Source organism: Streptococcus sp. HMSC057G03, from assembly GCF_001808745.1.
Lineage (GTDB): Bacteria > Bacillota > Bacilli > Lactobacillales > Streptococcaceae > Streptococcus > Streptococcus parasanguinis_Z.
Genome location: NZ_KV794423.1, coordinates 1 through 14,473, shown reverse-complemented (window position 1 = coordinate 14,473; position 14,473 = coordinate 1). Strand labels below are relative to the sequence as shown.

At 43.9% G+C, this 14,473-nt stretch carries 12 protein-coding genes and 1 pseudogene; 9 read left to right on the top strand and 4 right to left on the bottom strand.

The window, feature by feature from the left end:
- Positions 1 to 210: 210 nt before the first annotated feature.
- Positions 211 to 1,086: a LysR family transcriptional regulator gene (locus HMPREF2686_RS04210; protein WP_070449329.1), complete on the bottom strand. Its 876-nt coding sequence runs from the start codon at positions 1,084 to 1,086 to the stop codon at positions 211 to 213.
- Positions 1,087 to 1,197: 111 nt separating this feature from the next.
- A complete protein-coding gene (locus tag HMPREF2686_RS04205) occupies positions 1,198 to 1,548 on the bottom strand; it encodes a helix-turn-helix domain-containing protein (protein WP_070449508.1) in 351 nt (116 codons plus the stop codon).
- A 393-nt stretch (positions 1,549 to 1,941) separates the two neighbouring features.
- On the opposite strand from HMPREF2686_RS04205, the gene HMPREF2686_RS04200 reads away from it, so the two are divergent.
- Both HMPREF2686_RS04200 and HMPREF2686_RS04195 read left to right on the top strand, forming a co-directional pair.
- On the top strand, positions 1,942 to 3,567 hold the full coding sequence (locus HMPREF2686_RS04200) for a malolactic enzyme (protein ID WP_070449506.1): 1,626 nt from the start codon (positions 1,942 to 1,944) through the stop codon (positions 3,565 to 3,567).
- 82 nt (positions 3,568 to 3,649) lie between these two features.
- The gene (locus HMPREF2686_RS04195; RefSeq protein ID WP_023919058.1) at positions 3,650 to 4,597 is read left to right on the top strand and encodes an AEC family transporter; all 948 of its coding nucleotides are present in this window, start codon (positions 3,650 to 3,652) and stop codon (positions 4,595 to 4,597) included.
- A 90-nt stretch (positions 4,598 to 4,687) separates the two neighbouring features.
- Here the strand turns inward: HMPREF2686_RS04195 and HMPREF2686_RS04190 are convergent, their stop codons facing one another.
- Together HMPREF2686_RS04190 and HMPREF2686_RS04185 are read right to left on the bottom strand one after the other, a co-directional pair.
- On the bottom strand, positions 4,688 to 5,497 hold the full coding sequence (locus tag HMPREF2686_RS04190; RefSeq protein ID WP_070449327.1) for a Cof-type HAD-IIB family hydrolase: 810 nt from the start codon (positions 5,495 to 5,497) through the stop codon (positions 4,688 to 4,690).
- A gap of 12 nt (positions 5,498 to 5,509) precedes the next feature.
- Entirely contained in the window at positions 5,510 to 6,253 is a 744-nt protein-coding gene (locus HMPREF2686_RS04185; protein WP_070449325.1) for a DeoR/GlpR family DNA-binding transcription regulator, read from the bottom strand.
- Between the two features lie 177 nt (positions 6,254 to 6,430).
- Between HMPREF2686_RS04185 and HMPREF2686_RS04180 the strand changes: the two genes are divergently transcribed.
- The 7 genes and pseudogenes from HMPREF2686_RS04180 (at position 6,431) to HMPREF2686_RS04155 (ending at position 14,327) form a co-directional block, all read left to right on the top strand.
- Complete coding sequence (locus HMPREF2686_RS04180; protein WP_070449322.1) at positions 6,431 to 7,000, top strand: sugar O-acetyltransferase; 570 nt, start codon at positions 6,431 to 6,433, stop codon at positions 6,998 to 7,000.
- On the top strand, positions 6,997 to 7,761 hold the full coding sequence (locus HMPREF2686_RS04175) for a nucleoside phosphorylase (protein WP_070449320.1): 765 nt from the start codon (positions 6,997 to 6,999) through the stop codon (positions 7,759 to 7,761). The genes HMPREF2686_RS04180 and HMPREF2686_RS04175 overlap by 4 nt, the downstream gene beginning before the upstream one ends.
- A gap of 31 nt (positions 7,762 to 7,792) precedes the next feature.
- Complete coding sequence (locus HMPREF2686_RS04170; protein ID WP_070449318.1) at positions 7,793 to 9,175, top strand: TrkH family potassium uptake protein; 1,383 nt, start codon at positions 7,793 to 7,795, stop codon at positions 9,173 to 9,175.
- A gap of 9 nt (positions 9,176 to 9,184) precedes the next feature.
- Positions 9,185 to 9,850: a potassium channel family protein gene (locus HMPREF2686_RS04165; RefSeq protein WP_023919047.1), complete on the top strand. Its 666-nt coding sequence runs from the start codon at positions 9,185 to 9,187 to the stop codon at positions 9,848 to 9,850.
- Between the two features lie 353 nt (positions 9,851 to 10,203).
- Positions 10,204 to 10,299 (top strand): annotated as a pseudogene (locus HMPREF2686_RS10640) (CPBP family intramembrane glutamate endopeptidase); the annotation flags it as partial.
- A 120-nt stretch (positions 10,300 to 10,419) separates the two neighbouring features.
- A complete protein-coding gene (locus HMPREF2686_RS04160; RefSeq protein WP_070449316.1) occupies positions 10,420 to 12,651 on the top strand; it encodes a glycoside hydrolase family 31 protein in 2,232 nt (743 codons plus the stop codon).
- 68 nt (positions 12,652 to 12,719) lie between these two features.
- Positions 12,720 to 14,327, top strand: a complete 1,608-nt coding sequence (locus HMPREF2686_RS04155) for an alpha-glucosidase (protein WP_070449314.1) — start codon at positions 12,720 to 12,722, stop codon at positions 14,325 to 14,327.
- Positions 14,328 to 14,473 lie beyond the last annotated feature (146 nt).

The window sequence follows — 14,473 nt, the reverse complement described above, 5'->3', positions numbered from 1 at the left end:
TATATCCCTAATTATTGATAAAAAACTGAGTGAGAAAAATATACACAAAATAATTTAAATATACAAAGCGTGCAAAAGAAAATAGGATTCCCACAAATTTGCAGGAATCCTTATTTTATCGGTATTTCTACTATATTTTTTAGTCGTAAAAAATACTAGCTAGTCACTTTTTTTATGTTTCTGCATTAGCACTAAGAACAAAGGCTACGACTAGTTTAGTAATTTTTCAAAGAATTGGATGACCTCCGGTTTGAGATTACTTTCCTTCGGTTCAACTAGTGAAACGTAAAAACTAATCCGTTCATTTTCTGCCATCGGAATCGCGATCAGTTCTTCTTCATCATCTGTTAGTGCAAGATCTGCTAGTAAGCTAATTCCCACTTGTTTACGAAGGAGTTGTTTTAGAAGCTGAATATCATCCGTCTGAAAGAAGGGCGTAGCCTCATGGTGATAGCGCTCATTCAACTGTTCAAAGGCTTTTAAATGAACAAAGTGCTCATCTGGAATGATAAAATCTTCATCGATGACGTCTGAAAATTGTAATACTTTTTTTGAGGCTAGTGGATGGTTGTGATGAAGGATATAGAAGAGATCTCGTTTGGCCATTTCTCTTACCTGGAAGCGATGATCTTTAATCGGTTCTAAACTCCCTAAAAAACTAGCATCTAGTTCTCCTTTGGAAAGCATTTCTAAAAGTTCAACAGATCCTTCTTGGACAGGATGGATACTTTGAAGAGCTGCAACATTACTGATAAAGGCGGGTTGTTTTCGGACAAGATAGTCAATGATGATTGGTGGGAAACCAATCGTATTGAATTGAGAAAGACTCCGGAGGATCTCTTTTTTGGCCCCTTGAATCTCAGGTAAGACCTTTTGAATATGTCGTAGCAAGATTTCTCCTTGGGGCGTTAATTTGAAAGTACGATGAGAAGGATCGTGCGCGATTAATGGGCAGTGAAATTCCTTTTCTAGTCGTTTAATCGCATAGGATACGGATGGTTGACTGATCCCGTGTTTTTGGGCAACCCCAGTAAAGGATTGCTGTTGACTAAGATCAAGAAAATAATAAAAGTCCTTAAGATTCATTGGGCTCCCTCTTCTAAATAGACAGACATGGATAAGCAAAAATTATCCGTGATAGCTAATTTGACTATATGATTTTTTGTTTGTTACAATCTGAGGTGAGTCAGAGGACAATTAAAGGCTATCTAAAAGATCTTCGAAAATCGTTAGGATCTTCTCCCTTTTTCCAACTGGAAGTTGCTTAATTTTCATATTTACTCTCTTAAGTGAAAGGCTGTCGGTAGAATCTGAAGACGCTTCGAGTGAATCAAAATTGAAGAATTCTTCAGGCGTTAACTCAAGAGCGACAATGATTTTTTCAAGACTGTGAATGGTCAGATTCACGTTTTGATTTTCCAATTGATTGATGTATTTTAATCCAAGATCTGCCCGTTCCGATAGCTCCTCTTGACTCATGTTTTGTTTTTTTCGCAAATATTTGACCTTTTGCGCTATATACCGTTGTAAATAATGTTTTGTTTTCATGTAACCAGAATACAAGTTTTAAATGACAAAAATAACACCTTAAACAAAACAAAGTATTTTATAACAAACATATTTTAGATTTATTATCTATGGTTTTTATAGGTATTGATCATCATAAGTGGAAAAAAGAATACCTGAAAACAGTGGATCTTTTGATGAGAATAACCTTCTAAAAGGTGGAAAGGAACAGGCTTTTTTAAGAGATGACCGTGACTATCTAGGAAGTGATGGATAAACCTATTATTTTGTTATCTTTTGAAATCGCATCATTTTCGGTTGCATCGCCTGAACATTCATTGCCTGATTCATTCATATTGTATCATATACATAACAAAGTGTCATTTAAAGAAAATAAGTGTTATAATAGAATAAAATAAATAAGGAGGTCACATGATGACTGCACATGATATTTTAAACAACCCTTTCCTTAACAAGGGAACTGCCTTTACCTTAGAGGAACGTCAGAAACTAGGTCTCATTGGCCTCCTGCCACCTTACGTTCAAACCATTGAAGAACAAGCAGCGCAAACTTATGCGCAAATGCAAACAAAGGTTAACGATTTGGAAAAACGTTTGTTCCTAATGGAAATTTTTAATACCAACCGTACCCTTTTCTATTACCTGTTTGCTCAACATTTGGAAGAATTTAATCCCATTGTCTATGACCCAACCATTGCTGATACCATAGAAGGCTATAGCGACCTCTTTGTAGATCCACAATATGCGGCCTATCTTGACATCAATCACCCTGAAAATATCGAAGCGACTTTGAAAAATGCAGCGGGTGATCGTGAAATTCGTCTTATTGTTGTGACAGATGCAGAAGGTATTCTCGGTATTGGTGACTGGGGTACAAATGGTGTCGATATTTCTGTTGGGAAACTGATGGTCTATACTGGAGCTGCAGGAATTGATCCTTCAATGGTACTTCCTTTGGTCATTGACGCAGGTACCAATCGTGAAGAACTTCGTAACAATCCTAATTACTTGGGAAATCGCCACGAACGTGTGCGTGGTGATCGTTACTATGATTTTATCGATCAATTTGTCCAAACTGCAGAACGTCTTTTCCCTAAACTCTACCTTCACTGGGAAGATTTCGGTCGCTTAAATGCTGCCAACATCCTTGAAAAATATCGAAAACAAATCCCAACCTTTAACGATGATATCCAAGGAACTGGTATTGTAACCCTTGGTGGGATCTTTGGGGCATTGGATATTACAGGTGAAAAATTAACGGATCAAGTTTATCTCTGCTATGGTGGTGGGACTGCTGGTGCAGGGATTGCTTCTCGTGTCCTTCGTGAAATGGTTAGTGAAGGTCTGCCTGAAGAAGAAGCTTATAAACGCTTCTTTATGGTCGACAAACAAGGTCTCCTTTTTGATGATATGGATGACTTAACGCCGCAACAAAAACCATTTGCTAAGAAACGTTCTGATTTTGCCAATGCAGATCAGTTGACGGACCTTCTTGAAGTAGTGAAGACGGTTAAACCAACCATTCTTGTGGGAACTTCAACTCAGCCAAATACTTTCACAAAAGAAATTGTAGAAGCTATGTGTGAAAACACTGAACGTCCTATCATTTTCCCATTGTCAAACCCAACCAAACTAGCTGAAGCAAGTGCCAAAGATTTGATCGAATGGTCAGACGGAAAAGCGTTTGTTGCAACAGGAATTCCAGCTGGTACAGTTTCCTATAAAGGTGTGGACTACGTGATTGGTCAAGCGAATAATGCCCTGATTTATCCAGGTCTTGGACTTGGTATGCTGGCTTCTGAAGCGAGTCTGTTGACGGATGAAATGATTGGCGCTGCCGCACATTCATTGAGTGGTATTGTCAATCCAGGCGAACCAGGAGCACCAGTCTTACCTCCATTCAAGTATGTAGCTGATGTGTCTATCAAAGTAGCAGAAGCAGTTGCTAAAAAAGCGCAAGAACAAGGTCTTGCGCGTGCTCAAGAAACAGATATGGCTAAAGCGGTCCGTGATTTGAAATGGTACCCAGAATATAAATAAGTAAATGGGAATGGGGTGTACGAGTGCGACGGGATGCCTCGTACACCTTTTGTGTATGTCTTGTTAGATAGAAAGGGAGACTATGGAAATCTTTTTAACTTCAATTCAGAGTATTGTGCCCATTATCGTCATCATCATTCTTGGTTATTTCTTGCAAGTCCGTGGTTGGTTTCAAGAGAGCTTCGGAAATGACTTATCTAAACTGATTATGAACGTGGCCATGCCTGTTGCAATTTTTACCTCTGTTCTTAAATATTTAACTTTAGATAAATTGATTAGCTTGTCTGGCGGTTTGCTCTATACGTTTATCGCCTTCATTCTTGGTTACCTAGCGGCCTTTATCGCAGTGAAAGTTTTTAAAGTGCGCCCAGGACGCCGAGGAACCATGATTAATACCTTTGTTAATGCCAATACCATATTTATTGGTTTGCCTTTAAATATCGCTTTGTTTGGAAATCAAGCCCTTCCTTACTTCTTGGTTTATTATATTACAAATACAGTATCTACTTGGACATTAGGTGTCTATCTGATGACTTCTGATAGTAAAGAAGGGGCTTCAAAACAGGCTCAAAAATTTAATTGGAAGAAGCTTTTCCCAGCTCCTTTATTAGGTTTTCTCGTAGCCCTCGTCTTTTTGGTGTTACGTATTCCTGTTCCAAGTTTTGCGGAAAGTACCTTGACTTATATTGGTAGTTTAACAACGCCCTTATCTCTTGTCTATATCGGTATCGTCCTAGCTAAGGCAGGACTTAAGACAATTCGCTTTGATAAAGATACCATTATCACACTGGTTGGTCGTTTTATTCTTGCACCGGTCATCATGCTCTTGGTTCTGAAGTTCTTCTCTCCAAATATGGTGGCACCAGAATTTAGAACCTTTATGATTCAATCAGCAACACCAGCCTTGGCAGTTCTTCCTATCCTTGCCAATCAAGGTAAAGGCGATGTTGAGTTTTCAACGAATGTGGTCACTCTCAGCACAGTCTTATTTGTGATTGTGGTTCCAATTCTGCAGACATTGTTGGGATAGCATTTATATGAAAATGATGTAGTTTTAGTGCTATACATTCGTCAAAAAGGACGTCGGGTATTATACTCGACGTCCTTTTTAAACGGATGACTAGATCAACACATAGGTTTCAACCGCTTGCCCAGCCCCGTTTTCATTGTTGGTCTTTGTCACGACAGTCGCTTCCTCTTTCACTTCTTGAGGAGCGTTGCCCATAGCGACACCGATGCCTGCTTTTTTGAGCATAGGAAGGTCATTGAAGTTGTCCCCCATGGTGAGGACTTCTTCTAAGCTCAAGTGGTAGTGGTTGGCGAGTTCAACCAGAGCATCCTCTTTAGAGACGTGCTTAGCAGTAACTTCTAGGTAGTTGGCTTTGGAGAGATAAAAGGCGGTAGAAGGGAAGTCATCGGCAGAAATAGCACGATAGAGGGCTTGGATCTCTTCTGCATCTCCAATTAAGAGCAATTTGTGGAGGGGCTTTGTCATATCCAGCAAAGGATCCAATAGGGGAAGAATAAGAGGTTTTTCCCCTGTAATCCGGGCTTCCTCTCGGCTCCATTGGTCGAGATGATCGGTCATCCAGTCTTTTCCGCTATAGAGGTTGATCGAAACTTGAGGGAAGTGTTGGTTGGCCCAGTCGATAAACTGACGAGCTTCATTCTTGTCTAAGGGATGCTCAAACAGAACCTGCTCGCCTTTTTGAATCAAGGCCCCGTTGTAGCAGGCCATGGGGCAGTCTTCTATACCGAGTTCTTTGGCAATGGGTGCCATTCCTTTGGGGGAGCGAGCAGAGGCTAGCACGAAAGGGATCTCTTCACGCTTTAAATCTGGGATCAATGCTGCCAACTGTGGATCGATCTGATGGTGGTCATTTAAGATGGTACCATCGATGTCGCTGATGATGAGACGAATGTGAGTCATAAAGATTACCTCCTAATAGAGAATAGTGGTTTCGTTGCCGACTTGTTTAAGGATGTCAGGGCTTGGTTTTTGATCAGTAATCCAATAGTCAAATTGTTGGAGACGAGCGAGATAGTAGTTGGCATGTTGGTGGAACTTGGTACTTTCTGCCACCAGCACCTTGGTACGAGCTCGTTCAAAAACGAGAGACTTGACGGCAACGTCTTCAGCATCCTCAAAGGTGACTTCGCCATTGGCTAAGCTACTCGCTCCAAAAAAAGCGAGATCAAAGCGAAGATTGTCCAGTATTTGTGCTTGATTCGCGTCATAGTAGAAGCGGTTTTTAGGGTAGAATTTTCCTCCTAAAAGATGAAAGTCAACCTGGGAATGGCTACTGAGCTGGATGGTATTGTCAAGGGAATGCGAATAGACTGTGACTTCCTTATTAAGCAAGCCAGCAAGCAGGGTCATCGAGGTAGAAACGTCGAGAAAGATCACTTGGCCATCTTGGATCAATTGCAGGGCCTTTTGAGCCATAGCAGTCTTTTCCTTGTTGGCTTTCTGACTACGGTCTAGGTAAGAAGGGCCGGGTTCTTTGTTTAAGGGGAGGAGTCCACCATGGGTCCTGCGGACCAGCTGGCGCTGACTAAGGAGAGCGAAGTCTCGACGGATGGTATCTTTTGAGACCTTGAAATAGTCGACCATTTCTTTAGCCGATAGCTGTTTTCGCTCTTCTAAGAGTTCTAATATTTTTTCGAGTCGTTGTTCCTGATACATGAGCTCGCTCCTTGTTTCTGTTCTTGCCTATATTCTACATCATTTATTAAGTTAATGCAAGTGTTTTTAATTATTTTTAAGCATTTATGATCTTTTTCCTTGTAAAGCCTTATTCTGACGTTTGTTTTAAAGGGGAAATTCTGCTATAATATGTCAAAATAACGTGGAGGTTTCCTTATGGCCAGTGAATATGAAAAAATGATTGCGGGTGACTATTATAGACCTGCGGACCCTGAATTACGGGCTTTGGCAAAAGCCTCTCGGGAGAAACAAGAGGCCTTTAACCAAGAGGTGGATCCTAAAAAGGGGGCATCCATCATCAAAGAGTGGTTTGGATCAACCGGTGAAAACCTCTATCTCAATCGCCAGGTTCTTGTGGATTATGGGGTCAACATCCATCTGGGAGAAAATTTCTATGCCAATTACAACTTGACCATGTTGGACATTTGTCCTATCACGATTGGAAAGAATGCCATGATTGGTCCTAATTGCCAATTTTTGACCCCCTTACACCCACTGGATCCAGACGAGCGCAATTCTGGTCTCGAGTACGGGGCACCAATTACGATAGGAGACAACTTCTGGGCAGGAGGAGGTGTCACCATTCTTCCTGGTGTGACGCTGGGAAACAATGTGGTTGCTGGCGCAGGAGCAGTGGTCACCAAGTCCTTTGGAGACAATGTGGTCCTTGCAGGAAATCCAGCCCGTGTCATTAAAGAAATACCCGTCAAAAAGGAGAAGGAATGATCCATCGACATGAAATTCCCATTTTAGAGTTTGACGACAATCCACAGGCAGTCATTATGCCGACCCATGAGGGGTTAGACCTGCACCTACCTGAAAAATGTGTGTATGCTTTCTTGAAAGATGAGATTGATCGCTTTGCCAAAGCTGTTGGAGCCAAACAAGTAGCTAGCTTTGTCTCAGCGACTAAGACCTATCCGGTCTATGTTATGGAGCACCAAGGAGAGGAGATCGGCTTGGCCCAAGCGCCAGTTGGATCTGCAGCTGCTGCGCAATTCATGGATTGGTTGATTGGCTATGGAGTGAAGAAGATCATATCGGCAGGTAGCTGTGGGGTCTTGGTGGATATAGAAGAAAATGCCTTTTTAATCCCGACCAAGGCCTTGCGAGATGAAGGAGCCAGTTACCATTATGTAGCGCCTTCTCGTTATATCGAAGTGGACAGTCGTGCACTGACCGCCATTGAAACTGTCTTGAAAGGAAAAGATATTCCTTATCAAGAGGTCATGACCTGGTCGACGGACGGTTTTTATAGAGAAACACCTGACAAGGTGGCCTATCGCATTGAAGAAGGGTGTCGTGTTGTGGAGATGGAGTGTGCCTCACTTGCAGCAGTCGCCCAGCTTCGTGATGCAGTTTGGGGCTTGCTCCTATTTACCGCAGATTCTCTTGCAGACCTAGAAAATTATGACCAGCGTGACTGGGGGGCTGAAGCTTTTGAGAAGGCCCTAGAATTGTGCCTAGAGATGGTTCATCACTTGTAGGTCTTTTCACTTTTTATGATACAATGAAGCTATGTTAGTCAAATTATTTTTTAAACAATGGCAGGCCAAAATTAAAAGCCTGTCTCCGGCAAGGCGAATCTTTCTCAGCTTTGCCTTGGTTATCCTGGTGGGCTCGCTCTTATTGAGTCTGCCCTTTGTCCAGCAAGCGAGCTCAAAAGCAGGCTATATCGACCACCTCTTTACAGCGGTCTCCATGGTCTGTGTGACGGGGCTCTTTACCCAGTCGGTGGCTTCGACCTATAATGGTTTGGGGCAATTGATCTGTATGCTCTTGATCCAGATCGGAGGCCTAGGGATCTTGACCTTTATCGGTCTCTTCTTTATGGAAGGTCGTCAAAAGCTCAGCTACAAGGACCGACAGACCATCCGGGACAGCTTTAGCTTTAGCAATAACCAGAGCTTAGCCCGTTTTGTCCGCTCCATCTTCATTACCACCTTTACCATCGAAGGGGTGGGGGCCTTGCTCCTCATGACCCGCTTTATCCCTCGCTTTGGCTGGGGGCATGGGATCTTTAACTCCATCTTTGTTGCGGTCTCGGCCTTTTGTAATGCGGGCTTTGATAATTTTGGAGGCGATAGTATGATGAGCTTCCAGACCGATTGGTTGGTCAATCTGACCTTGTCTGCCCTTATTATTACTGGGGGCTTGGGCTTCATGGTCTGGTTTGACCTAGCCACCAAGGCCCGCAATCAATCAGGGCGGCGAACTCTTCGCTTCCATACCAAGGTGGTTCTCTGGTTAACGGCGGCGATCCTTCTCTTTGGGACAGTGACTAGTCTTATGACCGAGTTTAATAATCCAGCAACGATTGGGTCCCTTCCGTTAGGAGAGAAGATCTTGGTCAGCTTCTTCCAAACTGTCAGTATGCGGACGGCTGGTTTTGCCTCGTTGGATTATACAGCAGTCCGGCCAGTGACGCTCTTTATCTATCTCTTACAGATGTTCCTAGGTGGGGCACCAGGCGGGACAGCAGGGGGGATGAAGATCACCACCTTCTTGGTGCTGATTCTCTTAGCGCGCAAAGAGTTGCTCGGCTTGCCACATACCAACCTGGGTAAGCGCACCATCGCACCAGACTTGGTCCAACGCTCTTTGGGGACGGCAGTGATTTTCCAGTTGACTTTTCTCCTTGGACTCTTTGGCCTTTGTCTCGTGACTCCGGATGGTCAACGCTTTTTGTACCTGGTCTTTGAGGTAGTATCGGCTCTAGCGACAGTAGGCGTGACAGCCAATGTGACCTCGACCTTAAATGGAGCAGGGCTGGGGATCATCATGGTGCTTATGTTTATCGGTCGGATCGGCCCCTTGACCCTCATGGTCAGTTTGAACAATTACAAAGCTAAGAAGGCAGATGCCTTGCAATATGCTAAAGCAGACATCATTATCGGATAGGAGAAACTTATGGCAAATCGAACCATTGGAATTTTAGGATTAGGAATTTTTGGACAGAGTGTCCTGAAAACCCTGCAAGACCAGGATGTGGATATTGTTGCGATTGATGATCACGCAGATGTGATCAACCAATATGAATCCATGATTACGACTGGAATTGTTGGAGACATTACGGAGTTGGACCTCTTGGATGCAGCAGATATTGGGAACTGTGACACAGTCGTGATCGCGACGGGTGAAAACCTGGAGTCCAGTGTGCTGGCTGTCATGCACTGTAAGGCACTAGGTGTCGAGCACGTCATTGCCAAGGTCAAAAATGAAGTGACCAAAGAAATTCTGGAAAAGATTGGGGCTGATTTGGTCATCCTGCCAGAGGTAGAAGCAGGCATGTCCCTCGCCAAAATGGTTCTTTTCCAACACCGGATTGAAGTTTTCCAGTTGGATGAAGAAGTGGTAGTAGTCGAGTTTACGGTTCCATCCAGCTGGGTAGGAAAAAGTCTTCAGGACTTGGCTGTCAGAGAGGAGTACCATCTCAACATTATTGGTTATCGAGATGCGGAAGATCAACCGCTTCATATTCAGATTGCTCCCGACTTTATCTGGCCAGAAGGGGTGCGCGTGATGGCGGTGACAGACAACCAGTATCTGGATAGAATCCAAGACTTGTTAGACTAATCGTGTAATTGAGAGTGGGACAGAAATCGGTAATTCATTAGAATTCGATTTCGTCGTCCCACCTCCGCACAGTTGAGTAGGGCTGTAAAAGCTGATGAAATCAGCGTAGTAGAGCCCACTCAACCACTGCGTCTTGCTCAACAATCCAAAAACAATTCTGAGGCTAGGACTTTTGTCCCAGCCTCAGAATGTTGATCACCTATTTTTTAACTGAAATAGGTGAAATGATTCTGCAGAAAAATGATTTTTAATTTTTACTCCGCAGACGCCCTCTGTATCTTAATTTAGTCATAGAACTTCCTGGATTGCTGAAATCATCCACTGGATAATTTCACCTAACGTCCGTCCTCAAGGTCGTCAAGAATCTCTTGCCATTTTTCCTCATGCATGCCTTGGCAGATATGTTTGGATCGAGTCTCATGTATCTCTTGATTCATTGGGGAAGTTGATCTTATAAAATTTTAGGAAAGGCTCTGTCAGGTGTTGACAGGCCTTTTTTTGAGTGCTATAGTAAAATCGTAAACGTTTACACAGTAAGGCGAAGTAGATAAAAAGAGGAGGAAAGACAAATGGCAGGATCAGTGATACAGGGAGAGAACTACCGAATCTCCGTATTAACGGAATCTTTGGTGCGCTTGGAATACTCAGAGGATGGTGTTTTTGAGGATGGTCAGACGCAAGTTGTGCAAAATCGTGATTTTGGACCTGTAGCCTGTGAGGTCGTAGAGACAGAAGAGGTCCTCGATCTTCATACGGAGCATCTCCACCTCCATTTTGAAAAGGGACCTTTTACACCGGATCGGCTTTTTATCGAGCTCAAGGGTCAGTATGCAGTCTATGGGAGCCGGTGGCACTATGGAGATCAGCCGGAGACCTTAAAGGGGACCAGTCGGACACTTGACGAGGTCGATGGGGCTATGGAGTTGCAAGATGGGATCTTGAGCAAGGCCGGTTATGCTCTTTTAGACGATTCCGCTTCCTACTTGTATGATGTCGAAAGCGGATTTAGAGCACGGCCATGTCCAGAAGTGGATCTGTATTTCTTCGGTTATGGGCGCGATTATCTAGGCGCCTTAAAAGATTTTTACCATCTGACAGGACAGCCACCCCTCTTGCCACGTTATGCTCTGGGAAACTGGTGGAGTCGGTATTGGCCTTATACCAGTCAGGAGTATACAGATTTGATGGATCGTTTCAAAGCAGAAGGGGTGCCTCTTGCAGTCAGTGTGATCGATATGGACTGGCACAAGACGGCGATTCCTGCTCGCTTTGGAAGTGGTTGGACGGGCTATAGTTGGAACCGGGATTTGATTCCCGATCCAGCTGCCTTCTTAAATGGCCTGCATGAGCGTGGTTTAAAGGTGACCTTAAATGTCCATCCGGCAGATGGAATTCGCGCCTTTGAAGATGCTTATCCCATGGTCGCAAAACGCTTGGGACTGGATGCTGAAAAAGAAGAAGCGGCTAGCTTTGACTTTTATAGTCCAGCCTTTCGCGAAGCTTATTTCGAAGATGTCCACCATCCTTTGGAAGATCAAGGAGTGGACTTTTGGTGGATTGATTGGCAGCAAGGTAGTCATGGCAAGATGGATCCCCTTTGGTTGTTAAATCACTATCATTATGTAGATAATTGCCGAAAAGGCCAAGCTGGTCTCATCTTATCACGATATGGGGGTCCCGGCAGCCATCGGTATCCGATTGGTTTTTCAGGGGACACTATTGTGACTTGGGAATCCCTAGCCTTTCAACCCTATTTTACTAGCACAGCTTCCAATATCGGCTACACCTGGTGGAGTCATGATATCGGTGGCCATATGCGGGGCTACTATGATGAAGACTTGGCTCTTCGTTGGTTGCAGTTTGGGGTTTTTAGCCCGATCAATCGTCTTCATAGTTCTTGTAATGCCTTTAACAGCAAGGAACCGTGGTTTTACTCGTCTGAGACCTGTCGCTTGATGAAGCAGTATTTGCGCCTGCGCCATAGCTTACTGCCTTATCTCTACACCATGAATGTGGCGACGCACGAAGAAGGCCTGCCTTTGGTTCAACCTCTCTATTACCATTACCCAAACGAAGAAGAGGCTTATGAGGCTAAAAATCAATATTTCTATGGCAGTGAACTCATGGTGGCCCCAATTACAGAGGCTCTGGATCCTGTCTATCATAGTGCTTCTGTGAGTGTTTGGTTCCCAGACGGAGTTTGGTATGATTTCTTCCATGATTGGAAGTACGAAGGAAAAGGCAAGCTTACAGTCTTTAGAGCTAGCCAGGATATTCCGGTCTTTGCGCGTGCAGGAGCCATCATCCCTATGGATGCACAACCGCAGACAGGGGTAGAGCTCCCAGAAATGCTGGACTGGCATCTTTTCCCAGGTGACAATCGTTCCTTCGTACTCGTTGAAGGAGAAGGAGATAACAGGGTTGAAACCCGCCTAACTGTCAATTGGGATGAAAGAAAGATTAAGCTGGATTTAACAGGTGATCGAACGCTGCTTCCTGAAAAGAGACAGCACCGGTTCTTCCTCCATACCTTAGAGACAACCCCTATCTTAGTGGACAATCACAGTCAGGAGATTGCGATGGGTGAGCTGCAATCGCGTCCTACTGCAAAAGAAGATCGGATGTTTGAGTTCTTGAAATCTGCCAACCTGGCCTACGATAGGAAGAATGAATTATTTGCGGCTTGTTCAACAGCCAAGGATTGGAAACAGTTGATGAAGATCATTACGCCTTTAGAGGAAGGTTTGCGTCAACGTCTCTTTGAAGTGATTTATTCCAGTGAAGAGAATGAAGACTTGTAAATTCTTGCAATTTTACCCCTATTTTTGTATGATGAAAGTGATTTCACAATCATAAAGGAGAAGAAAAAATGGAACAAAAATGGTGGCATAATGCCGTAATTTACCAAGTTTATCCAAAGAGTTTCAAGGATAGTAATGGCGATGGCATCGGGGATCTCAAGGGGATCACGAGCAAGCTAGACTACTTGGAAAAATTAGGGATTACAGCGATCTGGCTCTCACCAGTCTACAAGAGTCCCATGGATGATAACGGCTATGACATCTCGGATTACGAGGATATTGCCTCCATCTTTGGTAGCATGGAAGATATGGAAGAATTGATCGCAGAAGGCCATAAACGCAAGATCAAAATCATTATGGACTTGGTAGTCAACCATACCTCTGATGAGCATGCTTGGTTTATCGAAGCACGTGAAAATCCAGACAGTCCAAAGCGGGATTTCTATATTTGGCGGGATGAGCCCAATGGCATTATTTCTGCTTTTAGTGGCTCTGCTTGGGAATTTGATGAAGCATCAGGCCAATACTACCTGCATAACTTCAGTAAGAAGCAACCAGACCTCAACTGGGAAAACGAGGAGCTTCGTCATCAGATCTATGACATGATGAATTTCTGGATTGACAAGGGAATTGGTGGCTTCCGTATGGATGTGATCGATATGATCGGTAAGATTCCAGATCAGGAAATCATCAGCAATGGTCCCATGCTCCATCCTTACTTGAAGGAAATGAATCAAGCGACCTTTGGTGATAAGGATCTGCTTACAGTGGGTGAAACTTGGGGGGCAACTCCAGAGATTGCCAAGCAATACTCCAATCCGAAAAATCAAGAATTGTCCATGGTCTTCCAATTTGAACACATCGGCCTTCAATACCAACCGGGTCAACCAAAGTGGTACTACGCCAAGGAATTGGATGTGCCTAAATTGAAGGAAATTTTCACCAAGTGGCAGACGGAATTAGGAGAAGAGGAAGGCTGGAATTCCCTCTTTTGGAACAACCACGATTTGCCACGGATTGTGTCCACTTGGGGGGATGATGGCGACTATCGTGTCAAATCTGCCAAGGCTTTAGCGATTCTGCTTCACTTGATGAAGGGAACCCCTTATATCTATCAAGGGGAAGAAATCGGGATGACCAATTATCCATTTAAGAGCCTTGAGGAAGTAGAAGATATTGAGTCGATCAACTATGCTCATGAAGCCATAGAAAAAGGGGTTCCGCTCGAAGTGATCATGGATCAAATCCGCCATATTGGTCGGGACAATGCACGGACACCGATGCAGTGGAATGATGAAGCAGAAGCCGGTTTTACGACAGGTCAACCATGGCTTGCTGTCAACCCAAACTACAAAGAGATCAATGTGGAGGCTGCCCTAGCAGATCCAGACTCTATTTTCTATACCTACCAAGCCCTCATTGCTTTGAGAAAAGAACACCCTTGGCTTGTGACTGCTGATTATGAATTGGTGGATGCAGCAGACAAGGTTTTTGCCTACAAGCGGGTAGAAGGAGAGCAAGCCTATCTGGTGGTTGTCAATCTCTCCAGTCAAGAGCAAGACTTACCGCTCGTTAATGGGGTTGAAGAGGTTCTCATCGCCAATACCAAGGTAGAACAAGTCCTCGAATCAGGCAAGTTGGCCCCTTGGGATGCCTTCTGTGTTAAATTAGCCTAATGAGGCAAATGAAAAAATAGGGGAAATTACTTCCTCGTAGAAGCAGGTCTTTCTCAGCAGAGAAGGCCTGTCAGAATGAGGACGAAGTCATCTAAAAAACTTTCCTTAGGTGAATACGGACGTCAGCGAACTTCGAAGAAGTTCCA

Coding starts and splice junctions, on each gene's coding strand:
- HMPREF2686_RS04210 (WP_070449329.1), bottom strand. CDS start 1,086: ATGAATCTTAAGGACTTTTATTATTTTCTTGATCTTAGTCAACAGCAA.
- HMPREF2686_RS04205 (WP_070449508.1), bottom strand. CDS start 1,548: ATGAAAACAAAACATTATTTACAACGGTATATAGCGCAAAAGGTCAAA.
- HMPREF2686_RS04200 (WP_070449506.1), top strand. CDS start 1,942: ATGACTGCACATGATATTTTAAACAACCCTTTCCTTAACAAGGGAACT.
- HMPREF2686_RS04195 (WP_023919058.1), top strand. CDS start 3,650: ATGGAAATCTTTTTAACTTCAATTCAGAGTATTGTGCCCATTATCGTC.
- HMPREF2686_RS04190 (WP_070449327.1), bottom strand. CDS start 5,497: ATGACTCACATTCGTCTCATCATCAGCGACATCGATGGTACCATCTTA.
- HMPREF2686_RS04185 (WP_070449325.1), bottom strand. CDS start 6,253: ATGTATCAGGAACAACGACTCGAAAAAATATTAGAACTCTTAGAAGAG.
- HMPREF2686_RS04180 (WP_070449322.1), top strand. CDS start 6,431: ATGGCCAGTGAATATGAAAAAATGATTGCGGGTGACTATTATAGACCT.
- HMPREF2686_RS04175 (WP_070449320.1), top strand. CDS start 6,997: ATGATCCATCGACATGAAATTCCCATTTTAGAGTTTGACGACAATCCA.
- HMPREF2686_RS04170 (WP_070449318.1), top strand. CDS start 7,793: ATGTTAGTCAAATTATTTTTTAAACAATGGCAGGCCAAAATTAAAAGC.
- HMPREF2686_RS04165 (WP_023919047.1), top strand. CDS start 9,185: ATGGCAAATCGAACCATTGGAATTTTAGGATTAGGAATTTTTGGACAG.
- HMPREF2686_RS04160 (WP_070449316.1), top strand. CDS start 10,420: ATGGCAGGATCAGTGATACAGGGAGAGAACTACCGAATCTCCGTATTA.
- HMPREF2686_RS04155 (WP_070449314.1), top strand. CDS start 12,720: ATGGAACAAAAATGGTGGCATAATGCCGTAATTTACCAAGTTTATCCA.